The 21,412-nt window shown below is 32.6% G+C and carries 15 protein-coding genes; 3 read left to right on the top strand and 12 right to left on the bottom strand.

The window, feature by feature from the left end; all coding sequences use genetic code 11:
* The first annotated feature begins 32 nt into the window (after positions 1-32).
* Positions 33-899, top strand: coding sequence for an alpha/beta hydrolase (locus HNV08_RS15140; protein WP_173282203.1), 867 nt, complete (start codon positions 33-35; stop codon positions 897-899).
* A gap of 194 nt (positions 900-1,093) precedes the next feature.
* Here HNV08_RS15140 and HNV08_RS15135 read toward each other — a convergent pair whose 3' ends face one another.
* The 9 genes from HNV08_RS15135 to HNV08_RS15095 all read right to left on the bottom strand — a co-directional run bounded on the left by HNV08_RS15135 (position 1,094) and on the right by HNV08_RS15095 (position 12,086).
* Positions 1,094-3,424 carry an ATP-dependent helicase gene (locus tag HNV08_RS15135; protein ID WP_173282202.1) on the bottom strand — a complete coding sequence of 777 codons (2,331 nt, stop codon included), beginning with the start codon at positions 3,422-3,424 and terminating at the stop codon, positions 1,094-1,096.
* A gap of 231 nt (positions 3,425-3,655) precedes the next feature.
* On the bottom strand, positions 3,656-5,386 hold the full coding sequence (locus tag HNV08_RS15130; protein ID WP_173282201.1) for a hypothetical protein: 1,731 nt from the start codon (positions 5,384-5,386) through the stop codon (positions 3,656-3,658).
* 133 nt (positions 5,387-5,519) lie between these two features.
* Complete coding sequence (locus HNV08_RS15125; RefSeq protein WP_173282200.1) at positions 5,520-6,257, bottom strand: LytR/AlgR family response regulator transcription factor; 738 nt, start codon at positions 6,255-6,257, stop codon at positions 5,520-5,522.
* Positions 6,254-9,100 (bottom strand): sensor histidine kinase, encoded by a 2,847-nt coding sequence (locus HNV08_RS15120; RefSeq protein ID WP_173282199.1) that lies wholly within the window; start codon positions 9,098-9,100, stop codon positions 6,254-6,256. The genes HNV08_RS15125 and HNV08_RS15120 overlap by 4 nt, the downstream gene beginning before the upstream one ends.
* A 46-nt stretch (positions 9,101-9,146) precedes the next feature.
* Positions 9,147-10,190, bottom strand: coding sequence for an LVIVD repeat-containing protein (locus HNV08_RS15115; protein ID WP_173282198.1), 1,044 nt, complete (start codon positions 10,188-10,190; stop codon positions 9,147-9,149).
* 21 nt (positions 10,191-10,211) lie between these two features.
* Positions 10,212-10,874 (bottom strand): hypothetical protein, encoded by a 663-nt coding sequence (locus HNV08_RS15110; RefSeq protein ID WP_173282197.1) that lies wholly within the window; start codon positions 10,872-10,874, stop codon positions 10,212-10,214.
* Positions 10,875-10,944: 70 nt separating this feature from the next.
* On the bottom strand, positions 10,945-11,085 hold the full coding sequence (locus tag HNV08_RS15105; protein ID WP_173282196.1) for a hypothetical protein: 141 nt from the start codon (positions 11,083-11,085) through the stop codon (positions 10,945-10,947).
* A gap of 146 nt (positions 11,086-11,231) precedes the next feature.
* On the bottom strand, positions 11,232-11,603 hold the full coding sequence (locus HNV08_RS15100; RefSeq protein ID WP_173282195.1) for a hypothetical protein: 372 nt from the start codon (positions 11,601-11,603) through the stop codon (positions 11,232-11,234).
* 51 nt (positions 11,604-11,654) lie between these two features.
* Positions 11,655-12,086, bottom strand: a complete 432-nt coding sequence (locus tag HNV08_RS15095; protein ID WP_173282194.1) for a hypothetical protein — start codon at positions 12,084-12,086, stop codon at positions 11,655-11,657.
* Between the two features lie 180 nt (positions 12,087-12,266).
* Here HNV08_RS15095 and HNV08_RS15090 point away from each other — a divergent pair, with 180 nt between their 5' ends.
* Positions 12,267-12,788: a DUF7935 family protein gene (locus HNV08_RS15090; RefSeq protein ID WP_173282193.1), complete on the top strand. Its 522-nt coding sequence runs from the start codon at positions 12,267-12,269 to the stop codon at positions 12,786-12,788.
* 42 nt (positions 12,789-12,830) lie between these two features.
* Here the strand turns inward: HNV08_RS15090 and HNV08_RS15085 are convergent, their stop codons facing one another.
* The 3 genes from HNV08_RS15085 to HNV08_RS16285 form a co-directional block, all read right to left on the bottom strand.
* The gene (locus HNV08_RS15085) at positions 12,831-13,715 is read right to left on the bottom strand and encodes a patatin-like phospholipase family protein (RefSeq protein WP_173282192.1); all 885 of its coding nucleotides are present in this window, start codon (positions 13,713-13,715) and stop codon (positions 12,831-12,833) included.
* Complete coding sequence (locus HNV08_RS15080; protein WP_173282191.1) at positions 13,715-15,688, bottom strand: M1 family metallopeptidase; 1,974 nt, start codon at positions 15,686-15,688, stop codon at positions 13,715-13,717. Before HNV08_RS15080 ends, HNV08_RS15085 begins: the two co-directional genes overlap by 1 nt.
* 122 nt (positions 15,689-15,810) lie before the next feature.
* Positions 15,811-18,696, bottom strand: coding sequence for an endonuclease (locus tag HNV08_RS16285; protein ID WP_206677695.1), 2,886 nt, complete (start codon positions 18,694-18,696; stop codon positions 15,811-15,813).
* 178 nt (positions 18,697-18,874) lie between these two features.
* Between HNV08_RS16285 and HNV08_RS15060 the strand changes: the two genes are divergently transcribed.
* On the top strand, positions 18,875-21,412 hold the full coding sequence (locus HNV08_RS15060) for a DUF559 domain-containing protein (protein WP_173282190.1): 2,538 nt from the start codon (positions 18,875-18,877) through the stop codon (positions 21,410-21,412).

The raw sequence follows: 21,412 nt of genomic DNA, 5'->3' as shown, positions 1-21,412 counted from the left end.
AAAGTAACTATATTTTTCAATACCATAGACGCATGAAACCAATAAAGCTTATTTTCATTTTATGGATTACAATGGCAACATGTATTGCGTGTAATTCTGATAGTACTGATGACAACCAACAACCAGAGGTTTTAAACCCTTTAGAAGCATATACAGAACTTAATGTGTCTTATGGCAGTGATTCGGATCAGGTTTTTGATTTGTATTTACCAGCCAATCGATCACTTAGCACAAAAACACTCATCTTAGTGCATGGTGGTGGATGGTCTGCAGGCGATAAAGAAGACATGGACGCTTTTAAAGATTTTATACTAGATCAACTGCCTAATTATGCCATTGTTAATATGAACTACAGACTGGCAGACGAAAACAACCAAGCTTATCCTATGCAAATTGATGACATTACGAGTGTTATAGACTTTATGGCCGAAAATGAAAATTATTACACCATTTCTGATGCTATTGGTTTTGTTGGTGTCAGTGCTGGTGCACATCTATCGTTGTTATGGAGTTATGGCTTTGATACCGAACAACAAACAGAAATGGTTTGTAGTGTGGTTGGCCCAACCAATTTTACTGATCCTGCATATCTAGAAAATACCAATCCTATTTTACAAGCACTATTGAATAATTTAGGCATTGATACCTCTGTACCGTATTTAGAAGAAATTAGCCCATATCATAGAGCTACAAGCGCCTCACCTCCTACTATTTTATTTTATGGTGGCGAAGATCCTTTGGTACCAACCACTCAAGGTACCGCAATGCAAAGTAAACTTGCTGAGCTTAATGTGACCCATGAGTTTACCTTATATCCTAATGAAGGTCATGGTTGGGTTGGTCTGAATTTATTAGACACCTCATTAAAACTAAAAGCCTTTATTGAAACGCATTTATAAATAGGTTGCCTTGATTGCCGTTTTAATGCTGCTGTAATAAGAAAATGGGTTTCAATTGTGGTATGTAGCCCTTAAATCCCTACAAGTCTAGTTTTCACTTCGTAACCCTTTGTTATAACGGCATAAAAAACGTGGTAGTGCTACTAAAACAAGGTTTCAGAACTATTTTTATACTGCTTGAATGGTAAACGAGATTAACTTCTTAAAATTTGAAGTTTCGCAAAACGTAATAATAACTTTTTCACTTCGCCTTTTTGAAATTTAATTTCAGCTTTAGCATCTGCACCAGTGCCTTCTAAAGTAATCACTTCTCCTCTTCCAAAGCGTTGATGATTCACTTTTGTACCAACTTCTAAACTTGTATTTGTTGCATCGGTTTGGCTTTCTGCTTTACTTACAGGCACCATTTTTTTAGGTGTACTAATTTTAAAATTTTCTGGTTTAGCTTTAGTTGTCTTTTTTGGCATTTTTGCAGTTTTAGGTTTTGCAAATCTTACTTTATTAGGCTCTACATCTCCAAATATGGAAGCGTCTAACATCGGGTTAAATCGTTCTTTTAATGGTGTTGTGATGGTTACAAACTCATCATCAATCTCTTCTATAAATCGGCTTGGTTCTGCATCTATCAATTTTCCCCAACGATAACGTGATAAGGTATAGGTTAAATAGGCTTGTTTTTCTGCACGTGTTAATGCGACATAAAATAGTCGTCGTTCTTCTTCTAGTTCGCTTCTGGTATTCATACTCATAGCGCTAGGAAATAAATCTTCTTCCATCCCTACAATAAACACGTGTCCAAATTCTAGGCCTTTTGCCAAATGAATGGTCATTAAAGCCACATGGTTTGGGTCGCCTTTATCTCCATCTAAATCCGTGGCTAAAGCGACATCTTCTAAAAATTCTGCTAAAGAATCGCCTGCATCGGCTAATTCTATTTGGCCTTCAACAAAATCCTTGATACCATTTAACAATTCTTGAACATTATCCATTTTGGTAACACCTTCTGGTGTACCATCCTTTCCTAATTCTCTTACTAACCCACTTGTTTTGGTGACGTGTTCTGCTAAATCAAAAGCATTTGCAGTTTGGTTCATTACCTTGTAACTTTCAATAAGGGTCACAAAGTCTTTTAGTTTATTTTTAGTCCCATTATTAATATTGATATTTACTGTATCAATATCCTTAATAAGGTCATATATCGTTTTACCCGTTGCATTTGCAGCCACAATTAAACGATCTACTGTTGTTTGACCAATTCCTCGTGCCGGATAATTAATAACACGCTTAAGCGCTTCTTCATCTGCAGAGTTAAGAATTAAACGCAAATATGCTGTAACATCTTTAATCTCTTTGCGCTGGTAAAATGATAAACCACCATAAATTCTATAAGGAATATCGCGTTTGCGCAAAGCATCTTCAATTGCTCTAGATTGTGCATTTGTACGATATAACACTGCAAAATCACTATTGTGAAGTTGGGCGTTCATTTTTGTCTCCCAAATGGTACTTGCAACATAACGGCCTTCATCACCATCGGTTAATGCTCTGTGAACAATGACCTTTTCTCCAACGTCATTGGCTGTCCAAACTATTTTATCAAGCTTGGTTTTATTATGTTCTATTACGGAATTTGCCGCACCTACAATATTTTTTGTCGATCGGTAATTCTGCTCAAGACGGTACATTTTTACATTATCGTAATCTTTCTGGAAGTTTAGAATATTATTGATATTTGCGCCACGGAACGCATAGATACTTTGAGCATCATCACCTACCACACAAATATTCTGAAAACGATCTGCTAGTGCACGTACTATTAAATATTGCGAATGATTTGTATCTTGATACTCATCGACTAAGATATAGCGAAACTTATCTTGATACTGCGCTAATACCTGAGGAAAACGCGTTAACAATTCATTGGTTCGCAAGAGAAGATCATCAAAATCCATGGCGCCTGCTTTAAAGCATCGATCTACATATTCTTTATAAATTTCTCCCATTTTTGGTCGCCTTGCCATGGCATCAGCTTCCATTAATTCAGGATTTTTGTAATATGCTTTAACAGTTATTAAACTATTTTTATACGAAGAAATTCTACTATAAACTTGCTTGGTTTTATAGATGTCTTTATCCAGACCCATTTCTTTAATGATAGAACCCATTAATTTCTGAGAATCTTGGGTATCATAAATGGTAAAGTTGCTTGGAAAACCTAAATGATGGCCTTCAAAACGTAAAATCTTAGCAAAAACGGAGTGAAACGTTCCCATCCAAAGATTCTTAGCTTCACCATCACCAACAATATCGGCAATTCTCTCTTTCATCTCCTTTGCCGCTTTATTCGTAAAAGTCAATGCCAATATATTAAAGGAATCTACACCTTTACTCATTAAATACGCAATACGATAGGTTAGCACACGTGTTTTTCCAGAACCTGCACCAGCAATTATTATCATAGGTCCATTGACCTGAATTGTGGGTTCTAGTTGTGCCTCATTAAGTTGACTGAGATATTTTTCCAAGCTTGTTTTTTTGAAGCTGTAAATTTACGGATAGTCTTATTCTTATCCGAATTGAAACGAGATTAATTACAAACAAAGTAAAGACCGTTCACAATTTTAGAAAAAACAAGCACACAAACGCCACCTTAAACTAATCTTATTAAGCAGTTTACAAACAAATACAGATTGATTTAACACAAAAAAGGAGGCTTTAAACTTAAAGTCTCCTTTTTAATTTCTAAATTAGAATTTTTAGTTATCTCTAACAACATGAATAGAACAAGAAAGCGTTCTTAAGTTTCCACTTAAATCTGTATAATTTCCGGATATAATCATATCTATATAACCTCCAATTGCTCCGTAATTAGATAATGTAAACTGAAGTGTATTAGGCACGTTATAATCGATATTTATATTAGAAGACTCTATCCAAAAACTTGGTGTACTTGTAAATGAATAGGTACCTGGCGTTATAGAATTACCTCCTGACAGGAAACTAGAGCCAGTGGCATTTTGTGCACCAACACTAAATGCATTTGGTCCATTAGAATGACCTGAAAGTGAATTTAAATAAAATTCTGCCGGATCATTGTCTACCTGTACAGATATAAATTCTGTAATAGAATTACAAGCAATTATATTACCAACACTTGGATTACTAAAATTATACTGTATTTCTGTAGTCGTTTGAAACGTACCATAATCTACACCTTCTAAAATAAAATCTGGTAAAGAAGCACATTCAATAACGCTTAATGAAAAACTTCCATTAGTTACTGGTATTGTAGCGTATTGACCACCATAAGTTAATGCAACATAACCATTAGTAACATTAGCATTAGAACAGTTTACCAAATTACCTGTAATAACAGATGATGTTACAGACGGTAAAACAACATTACCATAATTTGTATCTGTAGAGAAAGGACCAATTGTTGTAGAATGAACCTCTACACCACATTGATCAAACGCTTTTAATGTTAAAGTTTCGTTTGCTGGTATTAAACCGCATATTTCGCCATTTCCGTTAGATATGCCTTGTCTTCCGTATGTTGCTCCAGTTCTCCATAGCTCTACGACTACATTAGACAAGGGCGTATTTACAGTATCAACAACATTAAGACATAATATAACTGTTGGGAATTGCGCATCACAGTTCCACCAAGAAAAATGAGAAACGGTTGCAATATATTTTCCACCAACTAAATTTGCTTCACCATCTTGTATCCAATACCCTTTGTCTTCATCGAAATGCCATAAAGGAATTGTTGAAGGTGCTACACCTATTTGTGCAGTATCAACTGGAATTTCTATTTCAGCGACACTGCCATCTGCGATATTTAATTTTTCTCCAGAATCACCTCTTAACTCAACATTAAGCATTCCGTATGTTTCTAAAACTCTTTCATTACCATCTTCATTTTGTGCTTGCAGGCTTCCTGGCATAATAGCATCAATTGATGGATTAGATGGATCTAAATGATACATTAATACATCTACATTCCCTGAATAAGGATTATCATTTTCGTCTTTAAATTCTCCATCAAACTTTACTTTTGTTCCATTACCAAGTGTAACTTCACTATTAGAACCAGAAGCTACTGTACCTGCTACATTTTCTGTGATTAACATAAATCGTACAGTGTTTGCTCCATCAGTTGGCACAACACTACGCATACCTTTTAAATAACCAGCTTTCTCTGCTATAATAAAAGCTTGTTCTTCTTTTACTGTGGCACTATTAATAATAAACATTCCGTTATCATCAGTAGTGGCAACTTTATTTCCTATAGTTACAATTACATTATCAATAGGTGCACTAGCTTCATCAACAATTCTACCCGTAAAATCTCTTTGAATACTTAGGCCAAAATCTAATTCTGTATTGTAGTTAGTGTTGGAAGTGCCTTCATCATCAGATTCACATGATGTAAGCATAATCATAGCAATTAATATGCTAAATAGAAATTTAAAATTCTTCATGATTTGGGTTATATTTTTTTGTAGGTTCTAATATCAAAAATATAAGATAATTTACATATAAAACGAGCTATCTAACCAACAGTCAATCAGGTAGAACTAACGATCGCTTTGATGCAACCAACGGTAAAAAAGACTACTTAAAAAGTGATAAAAACACTTTCTTATTTGCTCTTGAGATTGGTATTCGGATAGAATTTTCGAGAACAACATAGCCTTCGTTCTCAAAACTTCTCACTTTTTCTAAGTTGATAATGTGAGATTTATGGCACTTAAAGAATTTAGTGCTTAAGTTTTTTTCAAATTTACCTAGATTATACGAACTGATTATTACATTATCTTGAAGATGAATCTTAGTGTAACCTTCATAACCTTCTAAATGTAGTACTTCATCTTGCGGAATAAATGAAACCCCTTTTGCAGTTGGAATAATTATTTTATTGCTATTCTCAATAACATCGTTTAATAATCTAACCATTTTAGAATTGGTATCACTCTGACGCTTATCGTAAATAACATGCTTTGCTTTATTTACAGCTAACACCAAATCGTCGTTATCTATTGGTTTTAAAACGTAATCTATTGCAGATTTTTTTATAGCTTCTAAAGCATACTCACTATATGCTGTAACGAATATAACCTGAAAATCGATGTTATTTAATTTAGACAATAATTCAAAACCATTGATTCTTGGCATCTCTATATCTAAGAATAGTAAATCAGGTTTTAATTCTAAAATACCTTTTAGTGCATCTTCTGGTTTTTGATAAGCTTTTAAAATTTTAATTTCAGGAAATAGTTTATTTACCTTTAATTCTAATCCTTTAAGGTTAGAAATTTCATCGTCTACTAGTATGGCTTTTATTTTACTCATTTTATTTCCTGTATTATAAACGTTGCCTTATTTCCTTTATCTTCTTTATCACTAAAAGCTTCTTCTTCATTATATTCTATTTGCCATTTGCCTGATTGGTTTAAAAAATACAACCTATCTTTTAACACATGAGATGACTTAATTTTATTTTTAGACCTCTGCATAGTTTTAGCAAAACCCACACCATCATCAATAATTTCTATTTTAATTTTATCTTCATCTTTTACAAACCTAATAAGCACTAAACCATTTTCCTCTTTATTAAAAATACCATGATTTATTGCGTTTTCTACTATAGGCTGCAAAAGCATAGTAGGCATTTTTGAAGTTTCTAAGTTAAGTTGCTCATCTATATCAAAGTCAAAAGACAACTTTTCTCTAAACCTTAGTTTTTCTATTTCTAGATAGTTTTTTAATAATGTAATTTCATCTTTAATCGTAATATCATTCTCTTTAGAAAGCTCAAAAAACTGTCTAATTAGCTTAGAAAACTTAACTAAATAATGCTCTGAAGTCTCATAATCATTACTATTTATAAAATATTGAATTGCAGATAGGGAATTAAACACAAAATGAGGATTCATTTGAGATCGTAATGCTTTTAACTGTAACTCAGAAAGACGTTTGTCTTCAAATAACTTTTGATGTTTCTTAAATGCTGCACGTTTAGAAATGTATCTTGAAATTAAATAAACAACAATAACACTTGCAATAACCGCAAAAATCTTAAACCACAAAGTTTGCCACCAAAGCGGTTTTATAGTAAAACGCACCTCTCTTTCGATAGTATCTAAACTTACCGAAAAGGTATAAACACCAGGTTGCAAATCGTTAAAATTAATTTCGTTAGAATGTGATGTATTCCATGCTTTCTGTATAGGTTCTAACTTATAATTATATAATAAATCTGAATCATCTACCGAATAATCTAAAGTTGAAATCACAATATTTACATCATTATTATTTTCGTAATTAAACACTGAATTTACACTGGAAATGGATTGTTGATTGTATGTAACACTTTCAAAATATACATTTAGCAATTGTGACGTCTTTTTTAAATCTTCTGGAATAACTGCTACACCTCTATTTGTACCAACAATTAGTTTGTTACCACTTTTTAATACACTATTTACATTGTTAGAAGGCAATCCGTCGCTTGTAGTTAACTGTTTAATAAAACAATAATTACCATTTTCTATTTGATACTTATATACACCAGACTCTGTTGCTAAATACACTGAGCTGCCATCCACAATAGCACTATTTACTATTAAAAATTCTGAATTTGGTAAAAGATTAATACGTTCTAAATCTGAAATATAAGTACCAAAACCATCTGTATTTATTAAGATTTCTGTATCAGTTAGGATTGTTATATTTAATGTTGGTTTATTAAAATCTTGATTTTTAAAATCTATTGATCTGAATTTTTCATTCTTAAACTCTAACAAACCATTAGATGTAGCCAATAAAAATTTAGAATTATAAACTAGTAATTGATTTATTCCTGGCTGATAATAATGCTTTTCTAAACTAAAGCTATTGGTGTTTAACTTATTAATTCCTATAGAATTATTCCCATATAAATGCTTATCATAATATACTAACTGACGAGCTATTTCATTTACTTTAGATATAGTGTTAGCGTAATCCGTAACAGAAAATTTATTGTTTTTAAAAGCACTTATTTTTGTTTTAGACAAATAATACTCAGTGGTTAATTCTTTTATATATGCAGCACTAAAGACATGTTCATTATTTAACAAATAAGGAACAAATGATTTATTTGAATTATTATATTGATAAAATCCCTTATTAAAAACATCTACAATAATCTTATTATCTATATAATTTACTCCTGTGATTTTTTGATTTTCTAAACCATAGATAATATCTTGTTTTTCTTTAGGTAAATAATAAATACCATCTGTGAAAGTCGTTAACCAAATAGAACCCGATTTATCATAAAACCCAAAATGTGCATTAATATCTTCTGGTATATAATAGGTATTGGTAGCATGTAACTCTTTATTTAAAACACTTACAAAGCCTTTACCTGTAATTTGTAATTGATCATTTACAACATTAATTCTAACAAATTTAGATTTATCAATTCCTATTTCGTCTTTCAGGTTTCTTTTTTGAATTTTTAAAGTATTTAGATTAAAAAAAGTATAATGTGAATCTGTTGCCCAATAGAACAAACTATCAGCTATTTGACCTCTAACACCCATATTATTAAGAACTTTCGTAAATGGAAACCTTTTAAGAACTTGATTAGAATGCCCTAGAACCTCAATAGAATCTAAATTTTCTGTTGTTTGAAATCCACTAACATTTGGATGTAATAATGGAGTAATTATTATTTTATCTTCTTCTAACGCTTTATTTACACGTTGCCATTTATCACCCTTTAATGAATGAAATTTTGTAGAGCTCGATAAAGAAAAATCATTACCAACTAAGCTAGAAAATAAAGGGTTAAAAATCTCTCCCTTTAAATCACTCTCAAAAGAAAAAATAGTATCATGTTCTATATAACCAAGCTTAGATGCTTTTGCTACATACCATATTTTTCCATCTGGCGCTGGGTAAATACCCCAAATATCGTTAGTAGCCAAACTATCTTTTGTAGTAAACGTTTTCATGGTATTACCATTATACTTTACTAAGCCTTTATCTGTTGCAAACCACAAAAACCCTTCTTTATCTTGCGCTATTTTATATACAAGATTACTTGGCAATCCATCTTTGGTTGTATAGTTAGTAAATTGTTGCGAAAAACAAAAACTCCATAACAAAAGGCCAATTATTGTACTATGGAGTTTTATATATTTCAATTAAATAGTCTTTAATGATTACAACAAAAGTAATCGTTTTAATTTTTTATTCACCTAGCGCTATATAGTTTCCATATCCTGTAGCTAATGTAGACTGAAAAGAAAAATCGTTAGAACTGATATCATAAATATGCAATCCGTCTGAATCTGTTACATAAGCATAGTCACCATTTAAAGCAACACCACTTGCTCTATTTAAAGGTTGTAAGTCAAATAAGGACAAGGTTGCTAAATCGTACATACGTACTCCATCAAAACTGGTTTGCAATGGCGCATTAATACTCGCTTTAGTTGTTACATACGCATAACCATTATGTATTGCAAATGCTGATGGAAAACCTTCAATAGACACTTCATTAATTAAAGTTAATGTTGCTGCATCAAATTGTTTTATTTTTTTATCAATTGTGTTAGCTACATATAAATAAATACCATCTGTTTCTACCCAAGAGTGATACTGACCAATTGGTGCATCACTATAAGAAGATGTATCCACATCTGTAGAATTTGAAATACTTGTTACTGCTGGTAAACCTGGTGTGCTAATATTGTAAGAATGTAAACCGTTTGCCTGATCAATTACAAATAATTCATTCTGAATCTTTGTAAGACTCATAGCATCTCCTCCCATATTTAATTGACTTGTAAGTACATTAGGATTGGAGATATCTAACACATGTAATCCTCTATATATATCTGTTAAATAAGCAACACCATTAAGTGTAAACATATCACTGATTAAACTAAATGCATTTGTATTGCTTTTGGGCATATTCCCAAAGACTTGCGGATTAGAAGGATTACTAACATTAATTACACTTAAATAAGGCTCTACAGCATCGTACTGTGCAACATAAGCCACATCTGGAGATACACTTACAAAGTAAGATGAATTTAAAGCAATACTACCTACAAAACTAGGCGAACTTGCTGTGGCTACATCTACTATTTTTAATTCATTACCATCTGTTATATAAGCATACTGAGGATTTATTGTCCCGCCAGATGAACTAGACGAGCTATTATCACTACAATTAACAACACATAAACCTATTGTAATTGCAAATAGCATTTTAAAAATTGTTTTCATAAATTTTATTTTAAAATTATTTTAATCTAAGATGACACCAAAGGTACCTTCGTAATGTCCAGTTATTGTTTCACCAGCTGTATTCATAAAAGTATAATCTACATCAATAGTACTATTTGCAGGATTATTAGAATCTAAGTTAATAGCGTTAATTGTAATTGTTGGACCTACAGCACCTGGCCAGTTAAATACACCAATAGTTTCACTACCAGTACCAAACTCAACACCAGAGTTTATAAACATCGGATTAAGTCCTGTTATTTGCCCATCTTCTATTATCACAGAATCATTAACACTAGAAACGACATATGTGATTCCGGCTAATGGTCCTGAATTAGCTAGACTAGGATTATCTTGTACTTCTACATTTAAAAACACCCAATTTGTCGTATTTAATGAAAATAAATAGTCATCATTTAAACCGTTTACATTGTTTGGGTCGTTATCAAACATTCTACCATTAGAAAAGAAAAAACTATAATTATCTGGAAATCCTTCTCCTCCAATTAATGGGTCATCATCATCTTCATCTATTTCAAAATAGGCATTTGGTGTTTCGTAAAACACACCATTATGGGTAAACCCATCTGATGGATTGCCAGGATCTGTTTGGGCATCATCATTATTATCACAACTCACAATCGTAAGTATCAATAAAACTAAAAGTGATTTAATTGTTTTCATAATTATTTTAAATATTTAAGGCTAATAAAATGTGTTATTGTATTTCGTTTTAATTCAAAAAAACTAAAATTTAATCTAGTATAATACCAAGTGTACCTTCATAATGCCCAGAAATCGCAGTTCCGTCTGAAGCCAAAAATGTATAATCTACATCTATTGTACTATTAGCAGGTGTCGTTGTATCTATGTTAATTGCACTTACAGTTACCATTGGCCCAACAGTACCAAGATAATACCAAGTACCTATAGTTTCTGACGCACTAGAAAAATCTAATCCATTCTCTGTACCAAATGTGGCACCTAGTAATACACTATGAGCTATTGTAGAATCTGCTGAGAAATTAGAGCCTACTGTATTTAAACTTGTACAACATAAGTATTACCAGCTACTATCGTTCTAGTTGACAGACTCGGATTATCACTAGCTAAAACTATAACTAATGTAATGTTAGCTGCATTTCTATTAGAGAAAGCGTAAGCATATCCTACACCTTGATCACCAAACGTATCTGTAATTCTACCATCTGTAAAAAAGAAATTGTAATTATCTGGAAAACCATCACTATTTACATCAGATTGATCTATTGATACATAAGCAATTTCTGTATTATAAAATGCAGAATTAATAGTAAAACCATCAATTATAGAAGCTGTAGATCCTTCATCATTATTATCACAATTAACTAATAAAAGAATTGCAACAATTGATGAAAATTTAAATGTTTTCACAATGTAAAGCGTTAAGGTTAAAATTTAATAGAATAAATCTTTTTATACTTCTTAGTGAAACACATCAATAACGACACAGAATTCAGCCTCTAAACCACTTCCTGTAATATCAAAACGCATTTCATCTCCAACTCCAGTTCCAGTTCGTTGACATGTTACATTTACTGTATGTATAGTATTACCTATACTCAAAGACCCTGTGCCAGAAGTATTTGCTGCTACTACGGTAGTGACAAACCAAAAATCTCCAGGATTAGCGGTTTGATAAATTTCAACTTCTGGTCCGTTTGATGATGTATCAAAGAAGTCTGTAGTTAAATCTGCTTCTGCAATTAATGTTTGCGTATTGTTTTGTGTGTCTAAAAAAGTGAAGCCTTCGTAATTACAAACATTTTGATTGTCTGCATTACCATCATCGTTGTCACAGCTAAAAACTGCAATAGACAATACAAGTAACAAGATTATTTTGAGAGTAAATTTCATAGCTATTTAATTAATGTGAATTTTAAATCTCATACAAAATAGTACTGAATTACAATAAGAAAAACAATCATTAAACATAGCAACTAGTTCAACCAAGCAATTACCACTTTCATACAATGAAATGAATTCTTGTTCAATTATTAAAAACAAACTACTTTTACATTTTAAAATTCGAACAGAATGGATATTGATAAAATTATAGAGCTTATTTTTAGTATTGCACCTGCTTTAATTGTTGGTGGTATTTCATATTACTTTTTTAAGATGCACACAGATAATGAAAATAATAGAAGAAACTTTCTATTGCAAAAAGATTTACAGAAAGAAACCTTTCCATTACGTTTACAAGCCTATGAGCGTATGGCACTTTTTTTAGAACGTGTTGCACCTTCTAAATTGCTTACGAGAGTCAACCCAACATCGTCAAACAAAGAAGACTACGAAGCATTACTTATTGCTACTATAGAACAAGAATTTGAACATAATTTATCTCAGCAAATCTATGTAAGTGACCAATGTTGGTCTATTACGCAAGCGGCAAAAAACGCAACGATTCAACTTATAAGAAAAGCAACAATGCAAGAATCTACAGACTCTGCCACAAAGCTACGAGAAGTTGTATTAACTGATTTAATGGATAAGCCTGCGCCAAGTGGTGCTGCATTAGCTTTCATTAAACAAGAGGTTAGTGAGATGTGGTAATTTTTTGAGATTACTAAACCTTATAAACGATTTACCTAAAAACTATTTATCGTGACGTTTCTCAGCGTATTCATAACCTTCCCGCCACCATTTTTCCATAAGTCGTTTGCTAAAGATTAATGAGTTTTCAGTGAGAGTTGTAGGTGTGTAATAGAGATTCAATTTTACATTTCTATGCTTTGCAGCTAACTTACCTATTATTATATCATTTTTCTCTACTTGATCTAACAGGTGACCAAAAAGGCTTATCATTAACGAAAATGGGTTTTTACCCAATACCTTTTGCTTTCCTAAGGTTTCTGCTTCTAACACTATGGCATCTATTTCTGTTGCACCTCTTAAAATTGCTTCTCTAATAGGAATAACACTACCTAAACCACCATCTGCATATTCATAACCATCTACTTTGGCTAAAGACATAAAAGGAATGTAATTACATGAAATCCAAATCCAATTACAAAACTCTTCATAAGAACACTCTTGTATAGATTTATACTCCACACGATTCATTGATAAATTTGAAACAGTGACGACAACATCATGCTTTTCTTTTCTAATTTTTAAATATTCCTCATAGGTTACATTTTTTCTTATGTGTTTCCTTAGGGCTTTACTTTCTCCGAATGTTCGCTTTCGCCTAATAAATTGCCATAGCGAATTAATAAAATCTATTGAGACATACTCTCTATCGCCTTTTTTACGTTGCACAAATGGACTTATACTAAAAATATCTGTCTGCTGCACATTTGTAAAAATATCATAAAGCTTACCTATTTCATTTACCGCTAAATGTGGCACCAACAAACTACCTGTTGAAGTCCCTAAAAACATATCGTAATTATGTTTTTCGCGTTCCATTAAATACTGTGCAACACCACCAGCAAATGCACCTTTACTTCCTCCTCCAGATATGACTAATGCTCGCATTAATTTTTGTTTTCTTCTATTTTTTTAATTAAATCTTTTGCAAACTTAACCATTCTCCAGTTATGATGCGATTTCGCTTTTTCTAATTCAGAAATACAGTCTTCGTCACAAGATTTCATTAAGTAAAGGTAATTAAATGCGCTCATTCTTAATTCTGCATTATATTTTTCTCCAGTATATTGTTTTAATTCATTAAAGAGATCATATTTATTATCGGCTTCGTAGAATGGCGTGTTTAAATTTAAAACTATCCATAATAAACGTACATTTTTATCGCTAAAACCAACAACATCTCTCGTTTTAGATAAGTATTTAGCACGATCTGCCGGAAAACTAGTCCAAAGATTATACAATGCAGTTTCTATAGTAACATACGATTTATCGTCTAACAATGTCTCATACTCTGATTTTAAAGCCAAAGGAATATTAGTTACATGTTGCGCAATCGCCTGTCTTACTTTTAGTCCGTTTTTAAAGGTATCTGCTGTTACTAAGTCTGGTACTTGAGAAATAATCTTAGCTTTAGCTTCATCAGAAATATAATACTTCAGTTGTTCTGCACATTTAGAGGACTGCGCTTCGCAATCGACGATCGCATACTCATTGACAAACACAGATTGCTTTTTGAGGATTTCAAACGCTTGCTCATAAGGAAAATCTTTACTTACAATCCAATAATTTACAAAACTGCGTAACGATTTACCATACACTTTCTGTACTTCAGCAATAAAATCTTTGGTTTCTACATTGCCAAACTGATATTTTGTGAGATAATTTTTTACTGCTTTCTTAAACACAGCATCTCCAACTTTATATTTTAAAGCATGCAACACAAAAGCGCCTCGTTGGTAAAAGGTTAAACTACTGGCTTTCTCATCTAATAATGAAGTGCCATTACCAGTTAAATCTTGCCGACTTAAATCGAGTACGTTTTCTAATAGTTTAAAATAAAAATAGTCATCACCAAAAATTTCGCGTTCAGCTAAAAGTGCGTAATACGTCGCAAAACCTTCTTGCAACCAATGGTGTTTCCCAGATTTTGCAGTTACCAAATCACCAAACCATTGATGCGCTAATTCATGCGCATTAACATTGACATAATTTTTATCATTAAAGCCAATGGAGTCCACCACAAAAGCATCTGAAAAAATGGTTAGACTTGTGTTTTCCATTCCAGAATACAAAAAATCATGGACAGGAACCTGTTTATAATTCTGCCATGGAAAAGGAAATCCTATTTCTTCCTCTAAAAAATCGAACATCTGTTTTGAATAACGATACGTAGACTCAAATTTTAAAGAATCTTCTGGGTAATAGTAATATTCTAATGGAATTCCGGATTTAGAAGTTTCAGTTTTCTTATTGTATTTACCAATTGCAAGTGCTACTAGGTAGCTGGACATTGGTTTTTTCATGTTAAAAAGAAAATGATTATTAGCTAAGTGCTTGTCATAAGTTTTAGATTTTAAAACTCCATTAGAAATCAACTCATATTCAGGTCTAAATTGAAACGCTAAATCAAAAATTACTTTTTCATTTACATCGTCAAAACTAGGAAGCCAATTACTAGTGTATTTTCCCTGACCTTGAGACCAAATATTCCAATCATTCTTTACTTTTAAAAAATAAAGCGCCTTCTTAGGAACAACTTCATACTTAATTTTATATTCATAAATTCTACCTACTTCAAAATCACCTTTTATCCAAATCTTTTCTCCATCATAAGTTGTTTCAAGATTATCATTCATCCAATCTGGAAACTCATTTCCATTTTTTAACCCCTTAGCATCAATAAAAATCGAGTCTACCGGTTTTAAAACTTCGAAAAACCATGCTCCTTCACCATAAACAGTAGACACTTCAGGGTCAAAGCTAATTAAAGCCTCAATCCTTTCAAAATCCACATAATCCGTTTGCTGAGCAAAGGAAATACTGGTAATAAAAACAAATAAATAGATAATAGAATTCTTCATAACTAGATATAAAACAAGAATAAGACCAAAATACAAATCTCAAATAACTACAACGAAATAAAGTTAAATAATTGCAAAAAAAAGACCGAGCAATGCTCGGTCTTTAATAAAACTAATAATTTTTACTTTTTAATAAATCGTTCTGTTACTACGTTTTTTCCATCACTAATCATAATCATATACATTCCTGGCTCTAAATAACTAACATTTAGTTGACCTGCAATTAAATCTCCTTTAAGTATTTCTCTTCCTAAAGAGCTGTATATACTATAAGTTACATTTGCATTATTAACTTCAATATTTAACTTAGAATTTACAGGATTAGGAAATAACCTAACTTCTAATAATGCTGTTAATTCAGGTTCTAATTTAATATTTTCCACTTCAGCCACAGCTTCTCTTGCAGAAGAGCTAGAAATTGTGTGTACACCTAAATCAGAAAACGTGTTAGAAGAATAGCTATCCCATTCTGCAGTATTATAAGTCGTTGTTGGCTCTGTTACTGAACTTATACGTCTTAAGGTTGTATTTTTTCCAAAATTTGAGCTATTATTAAATTCGCCTACAATATCAATTAAAACACCATTTTTAAATAAACCTACTGGATCATTGCCATTAAATATCATTGCGCTTGCAGATGTTGTTAAATCAGCTTCTGTTGTAACTGCTGAAGATGCAGAACTATGAGCAACCACATAAACATCGCCATCTAAAACATTACCTGATAAAGACAATGCTGTTCCCCATGATGAACCTCCATTTGTATTTCTTCTTAAATCATATGAAGACAAATCTATTGACGCACCTGTAAAGTTTGCTATCTCTATTGCCTTATTATACGAAGAACCTTCAACATATTCTGAAATAAACAATTCTGACGCACTACTTCCAGAACCTGAAGATAACGTTGTACCTGATGCTGAATTACTTACTAATGAAATATTACCTGCTGCGTCCAAAGCATAAACTACATATGAATACGTTGTATTTGATGCTAAAGAAGCTGCTGAATACGATGTATTAGAAGACGAATCTAAATAAGCACCATCTTCATAAATTTCATAAATAATCACACCAACATTATCTGTTGAAGCAACCCAAGATAAATCTAATGAAGATGTCGTTGCATTTGAAACAACTAAACTACTTGGAGTAGATGGAGCAGTTAAATCTACAGTTTGCCCATAAATTAAAACACTATCGCTAGACACATTACCAGATGCATCAATAGCATTTACTACAATAGAATAACTAGTATCAACAGATAAACCTGTAACCTGAATAGAGGTGTTTGCTGTCATTGTATTTAAAACACCATTTAAATACAAATTATATGAAACCACTCCAACATTATCAATTGAAGCGTCCCAAGAGATATCTAAAGTCGTTTCTGTTTCGTTATATACAATTATATTCTCTACAGTAGTTGGCGCAATAGTATCAACAGTAGTACCACCATCTATAGTATGCGAACCTATACCATCAAAGGTATTAGAAGAATAACTATCCCATTCTGCAGTATTATAAGTTGTTGTTGGATCCGTTACAGAATTTATGCGTCTTAAGGTTGTGTCTTTTGCAAAATTTGAAGAGCCATTATTAAATACACCCACAATATCAATTAAAACGCCATTTTTAAACAAACCTACTGGGTCATTTCCATTAAAAATCATTGCACTTGCAGTTGTTGTTAAATCAGCTTCTGTTGTAACCGCAGAAGCTGCAGAACTATGAGATACTACATAAACATCACCATCTATAACACTACCTGATAAAGACAATGCTGTTCCCCAAGAAGAACCTCCATTTGTATTTCTTCTTAAATCATATGAAGATAAATCTATTGATGCACCTGTAAAGTTAGCTAACTCTATTGCCTTATTGTACGAAGAACCTTCTACGTATTCTGAAATAAATAATTCTGAAGCACTACTTCCAGTACCTGCAGACAACGTTGTGCCTGATGCTGAATTACTTACTAATGAAACATTACCTGCAGAATCTAAAGCGTAAACTGTATATGAGTACGTTGTGTTAGAGGCTAAAGAATTTACTGTATAAGAAGTATTCGCAGATGTATCTAAATAAGCTCCACCTTCATAAATATTATAACTAACAACACCAACGTTATCTGTTGATGCTCCCCAAGTTAAATCTAGCGTTGTCGTTGTTGCATTTGAAACAACTAAATTAGATGGTGCAGTTGGTGCTTGTGTGTCTGAAGAGGAAGAACCAAACTTATCTTCTGCTTGTGGTCCTCCCCAAATTTCTGTTGCAAAAGCAGGATTATCTATAAAAGGATTTCTATTACCTTGTAAATTTTCAAGAATTGGGTTTCTTTGTTCTTCAAAAGCAGAAACGGGATCATCTACATTCCATTGTAAAAAAAGGTCAATCATATTTGCATCGATTGAAACAGATGTTCCTTCTCCCACATTAATTGGCAAACACTGACTACCATACCTTAAATACATATACATCATCATACGTGCAACATCACCTTTCCATTCATCACCAGGATACCAAAAAGCACCAACAATACTAGCATCGCCACTTCCATCTGTAAACTTTCTATTATTTCTGGTAGAATTCCATTGCGTGTCACAAGGTCTTAAATGATGTGCATCTGCTCCTGGTCCAGATGTTCCTAAATTTGGGCTTCCTAATGACTTTGGAAAAACATGTTCTCTATTCCAATCTCCAACGCTTCCCCCATTATCATTAACTCCTCTAGTTCTATCAGTCTTAGAATCTCCATCATTATCATCATAACCATAAATCATCAAAACTTTTGAATTATCATTTGGATCTAAATCAGTTTGCTTAAGTGCATCCCAAACACCTGGAGTGTAAGTTAAATAGCTAGAATGTGTACTAATTACTTTCACTGCTAATTCATCTTTTAAGGACAATCCTGAAAGTGTTAGGTCAACATCGTTGTAATACGATGGAATTTGAGCAATACCTATTAAAGGAATTGCAAAAAACAGAAGTAATAATTTTTTCATAAAAATAGGTTTTAAATTTAATTAATGCTAAAGCTTAAATTTACGAAACTGTTATCCGTAAATGATGTGGTAAAACCGTAAACATACTGTGGTAAAACCGTAAATTTTGAACAACTCAAGTATGAATAACTCAAATTCTATTTACCTCTTCAAAACACTATTATTATATTAGCAAATTATGAGTGTGAATTTACAAACTCCCATTGACTACCTCAAAGGTGTTGGACCAAACCGCGCAGATTTATTGCGTTCGGAGTTAGGTATTCAGACGTATCAAGACCTCATCAATTTATTTCCAAATCGGTACATAGATCGCACTCAATATTACAAAGTAAATCAGTTACAACGAAATGGTGCTGAAGTACAGATTATAGGTAAATTAATAGGCTTTAGAGAAGTGGCGCAAAAACGAGGTAAACGTTTAGTTGCTGACTTTAGAGATGATACTGGACAAATGGAATTGGTTTGGTTTCGTGGTCAGAAATGGATTAGAGAAAGTCTTAAACCAGGACAAACCTATGTGATTTTTGGAAAAACGAATTGGTTTGGCGGAAAATACAGCATGCCACATCCCGAAATAGAATTGCAAAAAGAACACCAAAGCAGTCTGCGCTCTGCCATGCAAGCCATATACCCTTCAAGCGAAAAATTATCTAATAAAGGCATTACAAACAAAATAACATCCAAAATAATGCAGCAATTATTTTTGGAAACTAAAGGTCGTTTTGTTGAAACATTACCAGATTCTATTTTGAAAGAATTGAAATTAATTTCGAAATCAGAAGCACTTTTTAATATTCATTTCCCGAAGACTCCAGAGCTTTTAGCAAGAGCAAAATTCAGGTTAAAATTTGAAGAATTATTCTACATTCAATTACAATTAATTATTAAAAACCTCATACATAAATCTAAAATAAAAGGCTTCCAATTTGATAAAGTCGGCACTTATTTTAACAGCTTTTACAAAGACCATTTACCATTTGAATTGACCAACGCACAGAAACGCGTTTTAAAAGAAATTAGGCACGATTTGGGTAGTAATGCGCAAATGAATCGGCTTTTACAAGGTGATGTCGGTTCCGGGAAGACCATTGTAGCCTTCATGTCAATACTCATGGGACTTGACAACGGTTTTCAATGCTGTCTCATGGCGCCAACTGCTATTTTGTCAGTCCAACACTACCAAGGATTAAGCGAATTATGTAAACCCTTAGGAATCAGAATTTCATTACTCACAGGATCAACTAAAACTTCAGAACGAAAAATTATTCATGAAAATCTAGAAAACGGCAGTTTACAACTCTTAATTGGCACACACGCGCTGCTTGAAGATAAAGTGAAATTTAAGAATTTAGGACTCGCAATTATTGATGAACAACATCGATTTGGCGTAAAACAGAGAAGTAAATTATGGCATAAAAGCCCACCTCAATCCTCCCAAAAGGAGGAAGCTAAAAACGTGCTAAAAAAATATATGACTGCTCGTCCTTCGGCTTACAATTTGATGAAAACATTTCAGCAAGAAAACAAAAAAAATAGTACCGAAGCTGAACGAATTTTATGGGAATGTTTAAGAGCTAAAAAATTAGATTTCAAATTCAGGCGTCAACATATCATTGATGAATTTATTGTAGATTTTGTTAATCTCGAAAAAAAATTAGTCATCGAAGTTGACGGAGGGTATCATAACAGTTTACAACAACAAGAGGTTGATGAAATAAGAACATTAATACTAAAAGACTTAGGCTTTAAAGTTATTCGATTCTCAAATGAACAAGTCATTGGAGACATAGATAATGTAATAAGCCATATAGAAAAGCAGCTAAAAAGTCTCCCTTCTGGGGAGATTAGAGGGGCAACTATTCCGCCGCATATTCTTGTAATGACCGCAACACCTATTCCAAGAACCTTAGCCATGTCTGTTTATGGCGACCTAGACATTTCAATTATTGACGAATTACCAGCCGGAAGAAAACCGATAAAAACGGTTCATAGATATGATAATAATCGCCTAAAGGTTTTCAAGTTTATGAAAGACGAAATTGCCTTAGGTCGACAAATTTATATCGTCTATCCCTTAATTCAGGAAAGCGAAAAAATGGATTACAAAGATTTAATGGATGGTTATGAAAGTGTCTCTAGAGAATTCCCAATGCCAGATTATCAAATTTCCATTGTACAAGGTAAAATGAAACCTGCAGACAAAGATTATGAGATGCAACGTTTTGTAAATGGTGAAACTCAAATTATGGTTGCTACAACCGTTATTGAAGTTGGTGTAAATGTACCAAACGCATCTGTAATGATAATAGAAAGTGCAGAACGTTTTGGTTTATCCCAATTACATCAGCTAAGAGGACGTGTTGGTAGAGGCGCAGAACAGAGTTATTGTATATTAATGACGAGCCATAAACTCAGCCAAGACAGTAAAACAAGGCTAGAAACGATGGTACGCAGTAGTGATGGTTTTGAAATTGCCGAAGTCGATTTAAAACTACGCGGACCAGGCGACATTATGGGCACGCAACAAAGTGGTGTTTTAAACCTTAGAATTGCAGATATTGTAAAAGATAAGGATATATTAGAACAAGCGCGTTATTATGCTAAGAACATATTAAAAAGCGATCCGAGTTTAGCCGCTCCTCAACACCAAGCAATATTAAATACCTACAGACAAATGAGTAAGTACAAAAACATTTGGAATTATATTAGTTAG

It is taken from the genome of Winogradskyella eckloniae (assembly GCF_013249045.1).
GTDB lineage: Bacteria > Bacteroidota > Bacteroidia > Flavobacteriales > Flavobacteriaceae > Winogradskyella > Winogradskyella eckloniae.
Note: the sequence above shows the minus strand (reverse complement) of the source record. Positions and strands in the feature narration are given on the sequence as shown.